Origin of the sequence: Aminobacter sp. J44 (genome assembly GCF_007829415.1) — a bacterium.
Lineage (GTDB): Bacteria > Pseudomonadota > Alphaproteobacteria > Rhizobiales > Rhizobiaceae > Aerobium.
Genome location: NZ_VLJG01000013.1, coordinates 1 through 17,107, shown reverse-complemented (window position 1 = coordinate 17,107; position 17,107 = coordinate 1). Strand labels below are relative to the sequence as shown.

The window sequence follows — 17,107 nt, the reverse complement described above, 5'->3', positions numbered from 1 at the left end:
TTTTGTGGAAAGCCTATTGACGTTTTTGCAGTGCGACAAGCGGGAAAAACGTCATTCAACTTCAAAGATAAGTTGTTCGTTCCAGCGGAGTGATTTCGCCCCAAAATGCCATGATTTCCGCACGCTTAAGGTCCTTGTACACCTTGGCTAGCAGCGGCCCGAGAGCCCGTTCGGCAAAGTCTCCCTTCTCCATCAGCTGAAGCGCTTCGTCCATGTCGTCGGGCAGATGCAGGCCTTCGTCGTCATAGGCATTGCCCTGGATCGGCGGCGGCGGGACCTGCTTGTTCTCGATGCCTTCGATCATGCCCTGGATGACCGCGGCCATGACGAGATAGGGGTTGGCATCCGCACCGGCGATGCGGTGCTCGACACGCCGGTTCTCGTCGTTCGACACTGGAATGCGCAGCGCGACCGACCGGTTGTTCTCGGCCCAGACTGCACGGGTCGGCGCATACGAGCCGGGGGTGATGCGGCGGAAGCCGTTCCACGTGTTGATGAAGAGAAGCAGCGACTCCGGCATGGTCTTGAGGAGCCCGGCAACCGCCGACTCCAGCACGGGGCGCCCTTCCTTGCCGGCGAAGATGTTCTTGCCTTCGGCATCGAGGATCGAAGCGTGCACATGCATGCCGTTACCGGCATATTCCAGGAAAGGCTTCGCCATGAACGTCGCGGTCAGCCCATGCGCGCGGGCGCAGCCCATCACGATGCGGCGCAGCAGGATGACGTCATCGGCCGCCTTGAGCGGATCGGCGCGGTGCTTGAGATTGACCTCGAACTGGCCGGGAGCCGCCTCCTTGATGATCGTGTCGATCGGCAGTTTTTGCGCCTGGGCCGCGTCGCGGATCATCTCGAACAGGTCGGCATGCTCGGCGAGATCGTCGAGGCCGTACATGCGCAACCGGTCCGGGCCTGCCATCGCGCCCACCGGCGCCGGCATGCCGTCGTCCCAGTCGGTTTCCGGATCGAGGAGATAAAATTCGAGCTCGAAGGCGACGACCGGGTAAAAACCCTTGGCGTTCACCTCGGCAACCTTCTTCTTGAGCACCTGGCGCGGGTCGGCCAGGAACGGCTCGCCCTCGGGCGTGAAGGTCTGGAGAAGGACCTGAGCAGTCTTGCGCTTGGCCCAGGGAACGATGGCGAGGGTGTCTCGCGTGGCACGGCAGTAGCCGTCCTGGTCGCCAGTCTCGATATGAAGCCCTGTTTCGGTAACTTCGCGGCCCCAGACGTCGAGGCCATGCAGCGACATCGGGAAATTAACGCCCTCCCGGAAGGCCTTCTTGAGCGCGTCTGCGGGCGCCCATTTCCCCCGCATGACCCCGTTCGGGTCAACGAGCAGAAATTCTACCGCCTCAAGGTCAGGATGTTCCTGCATGAAGGCGTGATATTCGTGCTCATGTTCGCACATACCCGGACCGCTTGAGCCGCCGGGATCGACGGTTTTGGTATTTTCTAGTTCAGGGGCTTTTCTCTCTATTTCCGCAAGTTTCAGACTCCCGCTTCCAGGAGCCCCAGCTAAAGTTTCTCGCAAGATAAACCTGTATCGTTGTTGCCGATTATAGCAGGGTGCCCGTGCGTCTTGCGGCTGTCAACGGGGCAAACCTTTGCTACTTCGGCCCCGCAATACCGGTTACGCCGGGACGTTGCGGACGAGACATTCGCGCGAACTGAAGCAGGATATGCGACATGAGTGCGCCGAGCACGATCGCGCCGCCGATCAGCGTGCGCGTCGCCGGCACCTCGCCATGGACCAGCCAGACCCACACGGGACCAAGCAGCGTCTCGAAGGTGCCAAGCAGCGCGGCATAGGAGGCAGCGATCATGCGCGCGCCCGTGGCGAACAGGGCAAGGCCGAGGCCAAGCGTCACCGCGCCGAAGGCGAACAGGAAGCCCATGTCCTGGCCGGATACCGCAAGTCCTGACGCCTGGCTCGCTGCAAACGCGCCCGCCAGCGCCGTTCCGAGGCACATCGCCGGGGTCATGCGCACGTTGGAGAAGCGGCGCGTCAGCACGGTCACGATGGCGAACATGATGACGATCAGGACCGCAAGCCCGTTGCCGATCAGCGAAGTGTCGGAGCCGAGCGAGTCCGATACCATGACGCCAACGCCGAAGATCACGGCGAAGATCGCGATCCAGGTCGAAAGCGAGATACGCTCGCCAAGGAAAATGAACGAGAGCAGCGCGGCAACCAGCGGTGTGCCAGCCTGGATGAGAAGGATGTTGGCGACCGTGGTATGGCCAAGCGCCACCACGAACGAGGAAGTGCAGACGGCAAGGCACGCCGCCACCGCGACGCCGACGAGCCCCATGCCGCGAAACAGGCTGAGCGTGCCGCGCAGACCGTCGCGCCAGACCATGAAGCCGAACAGGAAGGAAGCAGCCCAGAAAGAGCGCCAGAAGATCACGGTCCAGGAGTCACCCGTCTCGATGAAGCGAGCCACCGTGCCGCCGAAGCTCCAGCACAACGCCGAAAGGAAGACGAGGACGAACCCCAGCCGCTCATCCTGAGTGGCAGGCGCCGGTGTCGGGGAGACTACGCTGGTCATCGGAGGGGCCCGGATCGAGAACTATCGGGACGATCGCTAGCGAGTTCCACGGTCGCCTTGGTGGTCCAAAAGCGACCGGCGGATTGGCACACGCGACGGGGCCGAAAATTCCCTGCTGCGGGCCACTCGCCCGCTTAGTCGGAAATGCGGACGAGGAGGCTCTCGATGACGGGCTGCAGGCGTTCGGGCGTGATCGGCTTCACCACGACGGCGTCGAAGATGGTGTCATTGTCCGCGGCGCGCGGACAGTGCGGCGAGGTGCAGAGGATGATCACATAGGGAAGCTTTTGTGCTCGCTCGCGCCGGCGTTCGGCCAGCGGGGTCAGAAGATGCTCCCATTCCTTTTCGTCTTGACCGGCGTCAATTATGACGAAGCCTGGCTCCTTTGCCGGAAGAACAAGCCGCGCCTTGTCAGGTGATTCGCTCAGTACTTTCAGACCCGCGCGCTCGGCGATCTTGGCGACGACGATCTGATTTACCCGCGAAGACCCGACGATAAGCGCGAGCTTCGTATCTGGCAGAGGAAAACGCGGTTCCTTTATATCGGAACCCGCCATGTTTTGGTTCGGCATGAGACTGCCACCACTTCTTCTGAAATCGTGATTGGGATTCTACTCAGACGGAATGGCGGCATTGTTTTCACGGGTGACGTAAAGTCAACCGTTCGTATTTGCGAATATGAACATTACTTAACAATAAACAGGCAAGAGCAGCATGGATGACATGCCGCTCCTTGGGTGCTCCTCATACCCTACCTGCCGGCAATGGTGCCGGGACGCATGTGCACAGGCCGTTTTCAGGCCGCGTTGCGCGATTGGGTTACGATCACCGGGATCAGAAGATCTCCCCAGTTGCCTTCGCCGCTGTGATGACGGGCGGAGCGCACCAGCTCGACGGACACCCCGGCTTCCACCGCCTTCATCACCGACTGGTTCAGGCGATGGAGGTCGTTTGCCACCATGCGGATGACCACCTGCTGGTCCTCGTTCATGGCCGAGGCCTGTTCCTCCGCCCTTTCCCTGACGCGTGTCCTGGGTGTCGTGTTCATGATGCTCTCCTTCCTGGAGCTTGTTACTCCGCCGCCGGGCGGAACTGTTCGTGTTCGGTGGATTCCTTCATCGCCGTGGTCGAGGACTGACCGCCGGTGATGGCGAGCGAAACGGCGTCGAAGTAGCCGGTGCCAACCTCGCGCTGGTGCTTGGTCGCGGTGTAGCCATAGGCCTCGGCCGCGAACTCGGCTTCCTGCAGTTCGGAGTAGGCCGCCATCTGGCGCTCCTTGTAGCCCTTGGCCAGCTCGAACATGCCATAGTTCAGCTGGTGGAAGCCGGCGAGCGTGATGAACTGGAACTTGTAGCCCATCGCGCCCAGCTCCCGCTGGAACTTGGCGATCGTCGCGTCGTCGAGGTTCTTCTTCCAGTTGAACGACGGCGAGCAGTTGTAGGCGAGCTTCTTGCCCGGATGCACCTTGTGCACGGCCTCGGCGAACTTGCGCGCCTGCTCGAGATCCGGCTTGCCGGTCTCCATCCAGATCATGTCGCAGTGCGGCGCGTAGGCGATGGCGCGGGCGATGCACGGCTCGAGACCGTTCTTCACCTGGTAGAAGCCTTCGACCGTGCGGCCGGCATCGTAGTCCACGAACGGACGGTCGCGCTCATCGATGTCCGAGGTCAGCAGCTTCGCCGCTTCCGCATCGGTGCGCGCAATGATCAGCGTCGGCACACCCATCACATCAGCCGCAAGACGCGCCGCGTTGAGGTTGCGGATGTGCGCCGCGGTCGGGATCAGCACCTTGCCACCGAGGTGGCCGCACTTCTTTTCCGAAGCCAGCTGGTCCTCGAAGTGAACGCCAGCGGCACCGGCCTCGATGAAGGCCTTCATGATCTCAAAGGCATTCAGCGGGCCGCCGAAGCCGGCCTCCGCGTCGGCGACGATTGGCGCGAACCAGGTCTCGACCGACAGGCCCTTGCCCTCCGAAACCTCGATCTGGTCTGCGCGCTGCAGGGTGCGGTTGATGCGCTTCGCCAGCTCAGGAGCCGCGTTCGCCGGATAGAGCGACTGGTCCGGATACATCGCCGACGCGGTGTTGGCGTCAGCAGCGACCTGCCAGCCGGAGAGATAGATCGCCTTGAGGCCGGCGCGAACCATCTGCATCGCCTGGTTGCCCGACAGGGCGCCCAGCGCGTTGACGAAATCTTCCTCGTGAATGAGCTTCCACAGGCGGTTCGCCCCCTGCTCCGCGAGCGTGTACTTGATCTGGACCGAGCCGCGCAGCCGCTCGACATCCGCCGGCGTGTACGGCCGCTCGATGCCGTCGAAGCGGCCTTCAGCTGCACCCGGGATCAAGTTGTAAAAATCAGTCATGATGAAATTACTCCGTCGCTGGCGTTCGTCGTCGGAAGCGCCCTTGCCCGCGTCTCTCTCGTGCCTTGATTTACATTGCGGTGCGAAAACCAACGAGGAAAATGCGATCTCGGCTCCGAAAATTCGGGTGAACTTGTATTGCGGTTCACAGATGCCGGTTGTAAATTTGTGAAAACTGTAAAACATGAGCATCAGCCGCAGCTGTAAAACGCTCATACAAAAGGCGTCGTTATGGCCGAGCAGAAGATCTTCGCGGGCCCCCGCATCCGCCGCGTGCGCCTCGCCAAGGGGCTGACCCAGACGGCGATGGCCGAGGGGCTGGGCATCTCGCCCTCTTATCTCAACCTCATCGAGCGCAACCAGCGGCCGCTCACCGTGCAGCTGCTGCTGAAACTCTCCTCCGTCTACGGCGTCGAACCCGAGGAGCTGCAGGGCGAGGCTGGCGGCACGGTCACGGCGCTGCGCGAGGTGTTCGCCGATCCCCTCCTGGTCGGCGAACTACCCGGCGACCAGGAGCTGATCGAGGTGGCCGACTCGGCACCCAATGCGGCGGCGGCGATGGTGAAGCTCTTTCGCGCCTACAAGGAGCAGGCCGAGCGGCTGTCGGACCTCTCCGAAATGCTTGCGCGCGAGGGCCGCGCGACGTCGCTGATCTCGGCGCGGCTGCCGGTCGACGAGGTGCGCGAGACGTTCGAGCGCCGGCCCAACTATTTCCAGTCGATCGAGGAAGAGGCCGAGGCCTTCGTCCAGCTGCTCGATCCGGGCGATGATTTGTTCGGCGCGCTGAAAGAATGGCTGAAGCGCGAATACGGCATCGTCGTGCGCACGCTCCCAGTCGCCACAATGCCGAACTGGCGTCGCCGCTATGACCGCCACTCGCAGCGCCTGTTCATCTCCGAGCGGCTGTCGCCGTTCGATCAGCTGCGCGAAGTAGCGATGGAAGCGTGCCTCATCCGCATGCAGGTGGCGATCGCCGCCGAACTCAAGGCGCTGAAGCTATCGAGCGATGAAGCACGGCGCCTCGCCCGCTTCGAGCTCGCCCGCTACGCCGCGCATGCGCTGATGATGCCCTACCAGCCGTTCCTCTCCGCTGCCCAGCGCGCCCGCTACGACATCGACGTGCTGCGCTCGCGCTTCGGCGTCTCGTTCGAACAGGCCGCGAACCGGCTGACGACCCTGCAGCGCAAGGGCGCGTCCGGCGTTCCGTTCTTCATGCAGGAGGTCGACAATGCCGGCAACCGCTTTCGCCGCGCCGGCGCGGAGGGCTTTCCGCATGGCCGCTTCGGCGGCGGCTGCCCGAAGCTCGCCGTGCATGCTGCCTTTGCCCAGCCGGGCCAGGTGCTGGTCGAGGTGGTCGAGATGCCGGACGGAGGGAAGTTCCTTACCATCGCCCGCACCCTCGAAGGCCCGCAGGGCGCGTTCAACGAGCGGCCGCGCCGCACCGCGATCCTGATCGGCTGCGAGATCGAGCACTGCGACGAAATCGTCTATGCCGCCGCCCTGCCCTTTGCTTCGCCGCCAACGCCGATCGGCCCGGCCTGCCGGCTGTGCGAGCGTGTCGGCTGCCTTGCCCGCGCGGAACCGCCGGTGACGCGACCGTTGGGGCTTGATGAAATGGTGACGGGACTGAGCGCTTTTGACTTCCAGTAGCGCGGTTTGTCACCCTTCCCTTTCCTCGCATGCCGCGTTTATAGTCGCATCATTCCAACTCTATTGGTGATTGATGTCAGTCAAGAAAAAGGAAATCCGCTCCTCAAATCGCGGTGCCCGTCCGCGCGTCCCGGAATTCGTCGAAAAGCAGCGAGGCGTGAAGAACTGGCAGGAAGCCTCGTCCTGGCTTGAATGGCGGGGCATCGAAGACATCGAGTGCATCACGCCCGATCAGGCCGGTGTGGCCCGCGGCAAGATGATGCCGACGAAGAAGTTCACCTCCAATACCTCGCTGGCGCTTCCTTCGGCGGTCTTTATGACCACGATCTCCGGCCGCTATCCGGAGGATGGCGACGGCTTCGTCTATCCGGAAGACGACGGCGACCTGAAGCTGATGCCGGACCTGTCGACGCTGTCGGTAGTGCCGTGGGAGACGGACCCGACCGCGCAAGTGATCTGCGACCTCGTCCACCAGGACGGCCGCTTCGTCGAATTTACGCCGCGCAATGTGCTGCGCCGCGTAGTCGATGCCTATGCAAAGCGCGGCCTGAAGCCGGTCGTCGCGCCGGAGATTGAATTCTATCTCGTGCGCATGAACCCCGACCCGGACTATCCGCTGGAGCCGCCAGTGGGACGCAGCGGTCGCGCCATCGGTGGCGGACAGGGCTATTCCATCGCCGGCGTCAACGAGTTCGACGAACTGATCGACGACATCTACCACTTCTCGGAAGGCCAGGGCCTCGAGATCGACACGCTCATCCATGAAGAAGGCGCCGGACAGCTCGAGATCAACCTACGCCATGGCGACCCGATCGAGCTCGCCGACCAGGTATTCATGTTCAAGCGCACGATCCGCGAAGCGGCGCTGAAGCACGGCACCTACGCGACCTTCATGGCAAAGCCCATTCAGGGCCAGCCCGGTTCGGCGATGCACATTCACCAGTCGATCGTCGACATCAAGACGGGCCAGAACATCTTCACCGGCCGGAACGGCGAGGAAACCGACGAATTCCGCAACTTCATCGGCGGCATGCAGAAGCATATCCCGAATGCGCTGGTGATGCTGGCTCCGTACGTGAACTCCTACCGCCGCCTCACCCAGGCAGCATCGGCACCGGTCAACACCAAGTGGGGCTACGACAACCGCACGGTCGCCTTCCGCGTGCCGCGTTCGGACCCGGCCGCGCGCCGCGTCGAAAACCGCATCCCGTCGTCGGACGCCAATCCGTATCTGGCGCTCGCGGCATCGCTCGCCTGCGGCCTGATCGGCATGGTGCTGAACGAGGCCTGCGACCAGCCGGTGCAGTCAGCCGCCAACGAGGACGCCATCGACCTGCCGCGCGGCCTGCTCGAAGCGGTCGAACTGTTCGAGAAGGACACGACGCTGCGTGAAATCCTCGGCGACTCGTTCGTCACCACCTACGCCGCGATCAAGAAGGCCGAGTTCGAGACCTTCATGGAGGTCATCAGCCCCTGGGAGAGAGAGTATCTGCTGCTGAACGTGTGATGATTTAGGGGAGTAGGGGCTTAGGGGGCTAGGGGCGTTAGGGAGTGGCTGGAAGCGTCGAGAAGATCAGGTCATACAAGGATCTTCTGGTCTGGCAGCAGGCCATGCAGCTCGCCGCCGACACCTACCGCCTCACTGCCCGCTGGCCGAAGGAAGAACTGTACGGCCTGACCAGCCAGGCCCGGCGAGCAGCAGCTTCAGTTCCGGCCAACATTGCCGAGGGCTTTGGACGGGGGAACCGCGGTTCCTACGTCCAGTTCCTCCGCATTGCGCAGGGATCGCTGAAGGAACTGGAGACACACGTGCTGCTCGCTGTCCGCGTCGAAATTGCTCCTGAGGCCGAAATTGAGCCGCTGCTGGCCCAAACGGAAAGTGTCGGCAAGCTACTACGACTTCTGATCTGGAAACTCGTGCCCGATCAGCCCTAGCTACCTAATTACATAAGTCCCTAAGCACCTACTCACTTATTCACCTAAGCCCCGAAGCACCTAATGTCCCATTCACCCAAGTACCTCTCCCCAATCTCGCCCGGCTATTCCTGGTACGAGGACACCGTCGGCGAGCGGCCGGAATATCCGCCGCTCGACGGCGATGTGACCGCTGACGTCGTCATCATCGGTGGCGGGTTTACCGGACTGTCCGCGGCTGCTCATCTCGCCAGAGCCGGCACAAGTGTCGTCCTCATCGAGGAACATCGCTTCGGCGACGGCGCGTCGGGCCGCAATGGTGGTCAGATGGGCACCGGCCAGCGCGAATGGGCCGAGGATACGGAAGCCGCGCTCGGCTTTACCCGCGCCAAGGCGTTGTTCGACCTTGCTGAGGAAGCCAAGTCGCACCTCCTCTCCTTTGCGCAGAGCAACGGCATCGATATCGACTTCATGCCGGGCCAGCTTTCGGTCGCGCACAAGCCGCGCTACGTGCGCCACTACCGCGAGCATGCCGAAGTCATGGCGACGCGCTACGGCTACCCGCACATTTCCTTCATGGACCAGAAGGAGACGGCGGAGCGGCTGGGCTCGACCCACTACTATGGCGGCATTCGCGACACCGGCACCGGCCATATCCACCCGCTGAAGCTGCTCGTCGGAACGGCCGAGGTGGCCGCGGCGGCCGGCGCGCGGCTGCATGAAAAGACGCGTGCCAACGGTATCACTTCGCAGGGCGGCAAGGTGCGCGTGACGACCGCGCGCGGCACCATCGCTGCGTCAAAGGCGCTGATCGCCGTCAACGCCTACAACGAGAAGCTCGAGCCGATCACCTCCGCGCATGTGATGCCGATCGGCTCCTTCATCGGCGCGACGCCGCCGCTCGGCGACGACAGTCCGATCCTGCCGGGCTTCGAATCCGTCGACGACTCACGCTTCGTCGTCCGCTACTTCCGCCGCTCGAAGGACGGGCGGCTGCTGTTCGGCGGCCGCGAGATCTACGCGCCGGGCGATCCGAAGGACCTGCACGGGCCGATCCGGCGGCAGATCATCGAGGTCTATCCGCAGCTCAAGGACGTCGAGCTCACTCACACCTGGGGCGGCTATGTCGGCATCACGATGCCGCGCACGCCGTTCGTGCGTGAGGTGATGCCGAACGTCATCTCGGTCGGCGGCTATTCGGGCCACGGCGTGATGCTGTCGAACTTCGTCGGCAAGCTGTTCGCCGAGACGGTGCTGGGCAACCGCGAGCGGCTGAAACTTTTCGAGGAACTGAAGATCCCGCCATTCCCCGGCGGCACGAAGCTGCGCACGCCGCTGCTTTTCCTAGCGCTCAACTGGTACGCCCTGCGCGACAGGTTCTGAGAAAAATGGGCCACGCCCGCAGGCACGGCCCATCGCAATCTTGCAAGTTTAGATGCAGCGGCCGCCGTCGACCTCGAGCGCAACGCCAGTGATGAACGCCGCTTCTTCCGAGGCCAGCCACAGCGCAGCGTTTGCAATGTCGAGCGGGGTCGACAGACGGCCTAGCGGGATCGACGACCTGAACTTCTCGCGAAGCTCCGGCGTGTCGGCGCCCATGAACTGCGCCAGCATGCCGGTCTCGCCCGCCACCGGGCAGAGGCAGTTGACGCGAATGTTCTTCGGGGCGAGCTCCACCGCCATCGACTTGGTGGCGGTGATCACCCAGCCCTTGGAGGCGTTGTACCAGGTCAGCCCCGGACGCGGTCGCAGGCCCGCCGTCGACGCCGTGCTGATGATCGAACCGCCGCCCTGCTTTTCCAGGATCGGCACCACCGCCAGCGTTGAGTAGTAGATCGCCTTCATGTTGACGGCATTGATGAGGTCGAAGGTGTCCTCGCTGACGCCCAGCAGGTCGCCGTTGCGGTGCGTGAAACCGGCATTGTTGACCATGATGTCGATGCGGCCGAAGGCGTCCATCGCCTTGGCGACCATCTCGTCGATCTCGGACTTCATGGACACGTCGGTCTGCACCCAGACGGCATTCTCGCCGATTTCCTCGGCCACGCGTTCCGCGCCCCTGGCGTTGAGGTCCGCCACCACCACCTTCGCGCCCTCTTCGGCAAAACGCTTGGCGATCCCCTCTCCGAAGCCGGACGCACCACCAGTGACGATCGCAACCTTGTCTTTCAGACGTGCCATTAATTCCCCCTAGCCGTGGTTGAACACGACCGTCTTGGTCGCGCTCATGTCATAGAGTGCTTCAAAACCCTTCTCGCGCCCGAAGCCGGACTTCTTGAAGCCGCCGAACGGCAGTTCGATGCCGCCGCCCGCGCCGTAGCCGTTGACGAAGACCTGTCCCGCGCGCACGCGCTTGGCGACGCGGTGCTGGCGCGAGCCGTCCTTCGTCCACACACCGGCGACGAGGCCGTAGTCGGTGCCGTTGGCAAGGCGAACGGCCTCCTCCTCGCCCTCGAACGAGAACAGCGACAGCACCGGCCCGAACACTTCCTCCTGCGCGATTGTCGCGTTCGGGTCGACCGAGCCGAACAACACCGCCGGGTGGTAGAAGCCGCCTTCCGGCGCATCCGGATGGATTGAGCCTTCGGCGAGCACCGCAATGCCGGCCTCGCGCGCGGCATTCACCATGCCGGCGACGCGGTCGCGCTGCTTGGCGTTGATGAGCGGGCCAAGGTCGAGATCGGCCTCATGCGGACCGGCGATCAACTTCGAGAAGCGGTCGGCCAGCGCCGAGGCGACCTTTTCGTAGATCGGCTTTTCGATCAGCACGCGGCTGCCCGCCGAGCAGGTCTGGCCGGCGTTCTGGATGATCGCATTGACGAGCACCGGCAGCGCCGCCTCGATGTCTGCATCGGCAAAGACGATCTGCGCCGACTTGCCGCCGAGCTCCATCGTCGTCCCGCGGTTGTTGACCGCAGCTGCCTGCTGGATCGCCGTGCCGGTCACGGTCGATCCGGTAAAGGTGACGTAATCGACGAGCGGATGCGAGGAAAGCGCCGCGCCCGCGTCGCGGCCATAGCCGGTAATAACGTTGAACACGCCCTCCGGCACACCGGCTTCGAGCGCCAGCTGCGCGATGCGGATCGCCGTCAGCGAGGCATCCTCGGCTGGCTTCACCACCAGCGTATTGCCCATCGCAAGTGCCGCGCCCGCAACGCGCGCCAGAATCTGCATCGGGTAGTTCCAGGGGATGATACCGGCGACGACGCCGTGGGGCTCGCGCAGCGTCAGCGCCGTATAGCCATCTAGGAACGGTATCGTGTCACCGTGGATCTTGTCGCCCGCGCCCCCATAGAACTCGTAGTAGCGCATGGTGGCTACGACGTCTGCCTTGCCCTGGCGCACCGGCTTGCCGGTATCGCGGGATTCGAGTGCCGCGAGCTCGTCGCCGTGCTTCTCGACCAGATGGAAAAGCCGCGTCAGGCACCGGCCGCGCTCAACCGCGGGCATCTTGCTCCACGGGCCTTCATAGAACGCCTTGTGCGCGGCTTTCACCGCGCGGTCGACGTCTGCGGCACCGGAGGCCGGGATCGAGGAAAACACCTTGCCGTCGGACGGGCAGACGACGTCGATTCGCTCGCCGGACAATGCGTCGACCGGCTTGCCGTCGATGAGGTTCATGAAGGCCACGCCTTCGGCGACGGTCTGCGAAAGGGCTGTACTCATGCCAATATCCTCCCGTTGTCCCTGCCCATAGCGGCTTGAAAGCCGGCGGACCATGGACCAGTTCTTACTCGTGACAAAACCAGCGCACGCCGTAGTGTCAAGAAAAAGACCGGGACCTAAGGCGCTCAGGCAATTGGCTCTGGCCTTATTAAATCGATTAGATTATACCGCAGTGCAAATGCGGAAGCAGGATTCACGACCTACATGAGCAGCCAGATCATCCCCGTCGACCCGTTCGACTTCGTCATCTTCGGCGGTACCGGAGACCTCGCCGAACGTAAGCTGCTGCCGGCCCTTTACCAGCGCCAGATGGCAGGCCAGTTCCAGGAACCGACCCGGATCATCGGCGCTTCGCGCTCGCCGCTCAGCGACGACGCCTACAGGGATTTTGCCCGCACCGCCATCACTTCCTTCGTGAAGAAGGAAGAGATCGACAATGGCCAGCTCGAATCCTTCCTCGCAAGGCTGAGCTACCAGCAGGTCGACGCCAGGAGCGGCGAGGGTTTCGACAATCTCAAGCAGGCGCTCGGCACCAGCGAAGCTGTTCGGGTATTCTACCTGGCCGTCGCGCCAAGCCTGTTCGGCGACATCGCGAAGAACCTTGCCGCGCACGAACTCAACCGGGGCAATGTCCGCATCGTCGTCGAAAAGCCGATCGGCCGCGACCTTGAGACCGCCAAGCAGCTGAACGACGCCATCGGCAGCGTCTTCAGCGAGCACCAGATCTTCCGCATCGACCATTATCTCGGCAAGGAGACGGTGCAGAACCTGATGGCGCTGCGCTTTGCCAACGCGCTCTACGAGCCGCTGTGGAACTCGGCGCATATCGACCACGTGCAGATCACCGTCGCCGAGACCGTCGGCCTGGAGGACCGCGTCAGCTACTACGACAAGGCTGGTGCGCTGCGCGACATGGTGCAGAACCACATGCTGCAGCTGCTCTGCCTCACGGCCATGGAGCCGCCGTCATCGATGGATGCCGATGCGGTGCGCGACGAGAAGCTGAAGATCCTGCGCTCGCTGCGCCGCATCTCCGAGCGTGACGCAGCCAAGCTCACCGTGCGCGGCCAGTACCGCGCCGGCGCTTCGGCGAGCGGCGTCGTTAAGGGATATGCCGAGGAGCTCGGCGCCCCCAGCGACACCGAAACCTTCGTCGCCATCAAAGCCGAAGTGGGCAACTGGCGCTGGGCGGGCGTTCCGTTCTACCTGCGTACTGGCAAGCGACTTGCCGAGCGCGTCTCGGAAATCTGCATCCAGTTCAAGCCGGTGCCGCACCTGCTCTTTCCGGAAAGCGCCGGGGTGATGCAGGCCAACCAGCTGGTCATCCGCCTGCAGCCGGACGAAGGCGTCAAGCAGTGGATCATGATCAAGGATCCGGGCCCGGGCGGCATGCGCCTGCGTCACGTCCCGCTCGACATGAGCTTTGCCGACGCCTTCGAGGTCCGCAATCCGGATGCCTATGAGCGCCTGATCATGGACGTCGTGCGCGGCAACCAGACGCTGTTCATGCGCCGCGACGAGATTGAGGCTGCGTGGGAGTGGATCGATCCAATCCACGCTGCCTGGGCGACCAACCAGCAGAGTGCGCAGGGCTACACCGCCGGCACCTGGGGCCCCTCCTCGTCGATCGCGCTGATCGAGCGCGACGGCCGCACCTGGCATGAGAGTGTCTGAGATGCAGGTGAACTGGCAGACCTATCCGGATTCCGCGGCGCTCGCCGAGGCACTCGCCTCGACCGTGGCCGCGAAGCTCGGCGAGGCCATCGCCACGCGCGGCAGCGCGTTCATCGCCGTCTCGGGCGGTTCGACGCCGAAGAAGTTCTTCGCGGCGCTGTCGCGCAAGCCGCTCGACTGGGCGAAGGTGACCGTCACCCTCGTCGACGAGCGTTTCGTCGATGAAGCGTCCGACCGTTCCAACGCCTCGCTGGTGCGCAACAACCTTTTGCAGAACGAGGCGGCGGCGGCCCGCTTCATCGGCCTCTACCACAATGCGCGCGACGCCAATTCTGCCGCGCATCAGGCATCCGAGGACCTCGTCGTCCAAAATTGGCCACTCGACGTCGCGATCCTCGGCATGGGCACGGATGGCCACACGGCATCGTTCTTTCCGGACGCGCCAAACCTTGCCACCCTGCTCGACCCGGCGCGTCCGACGCTAGTGGAAGCGGTCGACACGGTCGCGGGAGGAGAGCCGCGCCTGACATTGCCGCTTGCCCGGCTGATCGATGCCGGCTTCGTCGCATTGCATATCGAAGGGGAGGAAAAGCGCAGCGTGCTGGACGCGGCAATGCAGCCGGGATCGGAACTCCCGGTCAGCGCCGTCCTGAGGCACGCACGGGAACCCTTGCCGGTCTACTGGGCCGGCTGAGCAATCGGTGACGCCATGACAGTCAGACAGGAAATCGCAGCGATCACGGCCCGCATTGCCGAGCGCTCGAAGCCAACGCGTGAAGCCTATCTTGCGCGCATCGACGCCGCGATCGAGCAGGGCCCGCATCGCACCACCCTTTCATGCGGCAACCTCGCCCACGGCTTTGCCGCCTGCGGCGCCGTTGACAAGGCGCTGCTTGCCGCCGACCGCGTGCCCAACCTCGGCATCATCACCGCTTACAACGACATGCTCTCGGCGCACCAGCCGTTCGAGACCTTCCCGGCGCTGATCAAGCAGGCAGCCGCGGAAGCCGGCGGCGTCGCGCAGGTCGCGGGCGGCGTGCCCGCAATGTGCGACGGCGTCACCCAGGGCATGCCCGGCATGGAGCTGTCGCTGTTCTCGCGCGACGTGATCGCGATGGCGGCGGCTGTCGGCCTGTCGCACAACATGTTCGACGCGGCCGTCTTCCTCGGCGTGTGTGACAAGATCGTGCCGGGCCTCGTCATTGCCGCGCTCACCTTCGGCCACCTCCCTGCCGTGTTTATCCCCGCCGGGCCGATGACCTCCGGCCTGCCGAACGACGAGAAGGCGCGCGTGCGCCAGCTTTACGCCGAGGGCAAGGTCGGACGCGCCGAGCTGCTCGAGGCCGAGTCGAAGTCCTATCACGGCCCCGGCACCTGCACCTTCTACGGCACGGCCAACTCCAACCAGATGCTGATGGAGATCATGGGCCTGCACACGCCGGGCTCGTCCTTCGTCAACCCGAACACGACTCTGCGCGATGCGCTCACCCGCGAGGCGGCAAAGCGCGCGCTCGCGATCACTGCGCTCGGCAACGAGTTCACGCCTGTCGGTCGCATGATCGACGAGCGCTCGATCGTCAACGGCGTCGTCGGCCTTCATGCCACCGGCGGCTCGACCAACCACACCATCCACCTGATCGCGATGGCGGCTGCTGCTGGCATCCGGCTGACCTGGCAGGACATTTCTGATCTCTCCGACGTCGTGCCGCTGCTGGCGCGCGTCTATCCGAACGGCCTTGCCGACGTGAACCACTTCCACGCGGCCGGCGGCATGGGCTTCCTGATCCGCGAATTGCTCGACGCGGGTTACCTGCACGAGGACGTGAAGACCGTCTGGGGCGATGGCCTGCGCGCCTACACGATCGAGCCGCACCTTGCCGACGACGGCACCGTCGCCCGCGTGCCGGCACCTGCTGTCAGCGGCGATCCGAAGGTGCTTGCGACCGCCAGCGCGCCGTTCCAGCCGACAGGCGGCCTCAAGGTGCTCAGGGGCAATCTGGGCGCCGCGATCATCAAGACCTCGGCCGTGAAGCCGGAGCGCCGCATCATCGAGGCGCCTGCCCGCGTTTTCCATAGCCAGGAAGAGCTCAACGCCGCCTTCAAGGCGGGCGAGCTTACCAGCGACTTCGTCGCGGTGGTGCGCTTCCAGGGCCCGAAGGCGAACGGCATGCCAGAGCTGCACCGCCTCACCACGGTGCTCGGCGTACTCCAGGATCGCGGCCTCAAGGTCGCGCTCGTCACCGATGGGCGCATGTCGGGCGCCTCCGGCAAGGTCCCTGCGGCGATCCACGTCACGCCCGAGGCGCTCGACGGCGGCCCCATCGCGCGCATCCGAAACGGCGACATCATCCGTCTCGACGCGGAAGCCGGCACGCTGGAAGTCATGGTCAACGAGGCCGAATTTTCCGCACGCGAGCCTGTCGTCGCTGACCTTTCCGGCAACAGCTTCGGTTTCGGCCGCGAGCTCTTCGCCGGCATGCGCGCCCTTGCCTCCCGCGCCGATCAGGGCGCCTCGGCATTCGGCGAGGCGGCGTGACGAGGGGTAGTGACGTGGCCTGAAAAGCCGTTATGCCGGCGCAGCGGCAATCCGCGAGCTTCGGGTCGCGATCCCGAAAACGCCGCCGCACCGCGGTCATACCTGCCCCGCCGGTTCACCTTTGCCCTTCAGGCATGGGCCCTCGTGTCAAGCCCGAGGGTGACGAGCGGGGAGGAGCTGCAACCCTCATCTGACGCAGCGGGGGAGAAGCCGCAAATGTAGTTTCGGTCGGGAGCCTCTAACCCCTTGACTCCCGAACGCCCATTGGGACGCGCCGACGCTGCCGACTTGTTCCGAAACATTCTTCCTATCGTCACCCTCGGGCTTGACCCGAGGGTCCATGCCGGAACGCTTCGGCAGCGTGCCAGCGTTGCGGGATCGGCTACCGCAGCCCGCGAGTGACGGAGCAGGGAAGGCCCCAAACCCTTATCAAGTTCTCACCCGCTAAACTACCTGATGGAACGCGCCAACGCCGCAGACCTGTTCCGAAACTTTTTTCCCTCGTCACCCTCGGGCTCGACCCGGGGGTCCTGTGTGTTTGCGGAGGTGTAGAATGGTTGCGGGAAGGAGGCCGMKGGSATCCTGGTCGCCTCCGCTTGGGAAAGCAGACCGTGGCATGGCCTGGCCCCTTCCCGCAGTGCTGCTTTGAACCTGAACAGTTGCACGAGGCTGCTTACCCAGACCTCGCACCACAGGAACAGGCCCCATGACCTTACACCCAAACTTCATCGGCTGCGACGTCTCCAAGGACACCCTCGAT

Annotated in this window: 14 protein-coding genes; 7 read left to right on the top strand and 7 right to left on the bottom strand. The window is 64.0% G+C overall.

Annotated elements, in window-relative coordinates; genetic code table 11:
* Window positions 1-61 precede the first annotated feature (61 nt).
* The 5 genes from L610_RS06880 to aceA form a co-directional block, all read right to left on the bottom strand.
* Window positions 62-1,405, bottom strand: a complete 1,344-nt coding sequence (locus L610_RS06880) for a glutamine synthetase family protein (protein ID WP_024848608.1) — start codon at window positions 1,403-1,405, stop codon at window positions 62-64.
* 199 nt (window positions 1,406-1,604) lie between these two features.
* Window positions 1,605-2,546 (bottom strand): DMT family transporter, encoded by a 942-nt coding sequence (locus L610_RS06875; RefSeq protein WP_024848607.1) that lies wholly within the window; start codon window positions 2,544-2,546, stop codon window positions 1,605-1,607.
* Between the two features lie 134 nt (window positions 2,547-2,680).
* Complete coding sequence (locus L610_RS06870) at window positions 2,681-3,118, bottom strand: hypothetical protein (protein ID WP_024848606.1); 438 nt, start codon at window positions 3,116-3,118, stop codon at window positions 2,681-2,683.
* A 224-nt stretch (window positions 3,119-3,342) separates the two neighbouring features.
* Complete coding sequence (locus L610_RS06865) at window positions 3,343-3,594, bottom strand: hypothetical protein (protein WP_024848605.1); 252 nt, start codon at window positions 3,592-3,594, stop codon at window positions 3,343-3,345.
* 23 nt (window positions 3,595-3,617) lie between these two features.
* Window positions 3,618-4,907, bottom strand: a complete 1,290-nt coding sequence (gene aceA / locus L610_RS06860) for an isocitrate lyase (protein ID WP_024848604.1) — start codon at window positions 4,905-4,907, stop codon at window positions 3,618-3,620.
* A gap of 231 nt (window positions 4,908-5,138) precedes the next feature.
* Between aceA and L610_RS06855 the strand changes: the two genes are divergently transcribed.
* From L610_RS06855 to L610_RS06840, 4 genes are all read left to right on the top strand, one after another.
* Entirely contained in the window at window positions 5,139-6,557 is a 1,419-nt protein-coding gene (locus tag L610_RS06855) for a short-chain fatty acyl-CoA regulator family protein (protein WP_024848603.1), read from the top strand.
* A gap of 73 nt (window positions 6,558-6,630) precedes the next feature.
* Window positions 6,631-8,064 carry a glutamine synthetase family protein gene (locus tag L610_RS06850; protein WP_024848602.1) on the top strand — a complete coding sequence of 478 codons (1,434 nt, stop codon included), beginning with the start codon at window positions 6,631-6,633 and terminating at the stop codon, window positions 8,062-8,064.
* Window positions 8,065-8,108: 44 nt separating this feature from the next.
* Window positions 8,109-8,492 (top strand): four helix bundle protein, encoded by a 384-nt coding sequence (locus tag L610_RS06845; protein ID WP_034330242.1) that lies wholly within the window; start codon window positions 8,109-8,111, stop codon window positions 8,490-8,492.
* 63 nt (window positions 8,493-8,555) lie between these two features.
* Window positions 8,556-9,854 (top strand): FAD-binding oxidoreductase, encoded by a 1,299-nt coding sequence (locus L610_RS06840; RefSeq protein WP_144703759.1) that lies wholly within the window; start codon window positions 8,556-8,558, stop codon window positions 9,852-9,854.
* 48 nt (window positions 9,855-9,902) lie between these two features.
* On the opposite strand, the gene L610_RS06835 is transcribed toward L610_RS06840, so the two are convergent.
* Together L610_RS06835 and L610_RS06830 are read right to left on the bottom strand one after the other, a co-directional pair.
* On the bottom strand, window positions 9,903-10,652 hold the full coding sequence (locus L610_RS06835) for an SDR family oxidoreductase (protein ID WP_144703756.1): 750 nt from the start codon (window positions 10,650-10,652) through the stop codon (window positions 9,903-9,905).
* Between the two features lie 9 nt (window positions 10,653-10,661).
* A complete protein-coding gene (locus tag L610_RS06830) occupies window positions 10,662-12,137 on the bottom strand; it encodes an aldehyde dehydrogenase family protein (RefSeq protein ID WP_144703753.1) in 1,476 nt (491 codons plus the stop codon).
* 204 nt (window positions 12,138-12,341) lie between these two features.
* On the opposite strand from L610_RS06830, the gene zwf reads away from it, so the two are divergent.
* The 3 genes from zwf to edd are packed head-to-tail and all read left to right on the top strand — an operon-like array spanning window position 12,342 to window position 16,347.
* Window positions 12,342-13,811, top strand: a complete 1,470-nt coding sequence (gene zwf, locus L610_RS06825) for a glucose-6-phosphate dehydrogenase (protein ID WP_144703750.1) — start codon at window positions 12,342-12,344, stop codon at window positions 13,809-13,811.
* A gap of 1 nt (window position 13,812) precedes the next feature.
* A complete protein-coding gene (pgl, locus tag L610_RS06820; protein WP_246658954.1) occupies window positions 13,813-14,505 on the top strand; it encodes a 6-phosphogluconolactonase in 693 nt (230 codons plus the stop codon).
* Between the two features lie 15 nt (window positions 14,506-14,520).
* On the top strand, window positions 14,521-16,347 hold the full coding sequence (edd, locus tag L610_RS06815) for a phosphogluconate dehydratase (protein ID WP_144703744.1): 1,827 nt from the start codon (window positions 14,521-14,523) through the stop codon (window positions 16,345-16,347).
* Window positions 16,348-17,107: the final 760 nt, after the last annotated feature.

Excerpts from the sequence above, each read along its gene's own strand:
- L610_RS06880 (WP_024848608.1), bottom strand. The coding sequence starts at position 1,405 with ATGTGCGAACATGAGCACGAATATCACGCCTTCATGCAGGAACATCCT.
- L610_RS06875 (WP_024848607.1), bottom strand. The coding sequence starts at position 2,546 with ATGACCAGCGTAGTCTCCCCGACACCGGCGCCTGCCACTCAGGATGAG.
- L610_RS06870 (WP_024848606.1), bottom strand. The coding sequence starts at position 3,118 with ATGCCGAACCAAAACATGGCGGGTTCCGATATAAAGGAACCGCGTTTT.
- L610_RS06865 (WP_024848605.1), bottom strand. The coding sequence starts at position 3,594 with ATGAACACGACACCCAGGACACGCGTCAGGGAAAGGGCGGAGGAACAG.
- aceA (WP_024848604.1), bottom strand. The coding sequence starts at position 4,907 with ATGACTGATTTTTACAACTTGATCCCGGGTGCAGCTGAAGGCCGCTTC.
- L610_RS06855 (WP_024848603.1), top strand. The coding sequence starts at position 5,139 with ATGGCCGAGCAGAAGATCTTCGCGGGCCCCCGCATCCGCCGCGTGCGC.
- L610_RS06850 (WP_024848602.1), top strand. The coding sequence starts at position 6,631 with ATGTCAGTCAAGAAAAAGGAAATCCGCTCCTCAAATCGCGGTGCCCGT.
- L610_RS06840 (WP_144703759.1), top strand. The coding sequence starts at position 8,556 with ATGTCCCATTCACCCAAGTACCTCTCCCCAATCTCGCCCGGCTATTCC.
- L610_RS06835 (WP_144703756.1), bottom strand. The coding sequence starts at position 10,652 with ATGGCACGTCTGAAAGACAAGGTTGCGATCGTCACTGGTGGTGCGTCC.
- L610_RS06830 (WP_144703753.1), bottom strand. The coding sequence starts at position 12,137 with ATGAGTACAGCCCTTTCGCAGACCGTCGCCGAAGGCGTGGCCTTCATG.
- zwf (WP_144703750.1), top strand. The coding sequence starts at position 12,342 with ATGAGCAGCCAGATCATCCCCGTCGACCCGTTCGACTTCGTCATCTTC.
- pgl (WP_246658954.1), top strand. The coding sequence starts at position 13,813 with ATGCAGGTGAACTGGCAGACCTATCCGGATTCCGCGGCGCTCGCCGAG.
- edd (WP_144703744.1), top strand. The coding sequence starts at position 14,521 with ATGACAGTCAGACAGGAAATCGCAGCGATCACGGCCCGCATTGCCGAG.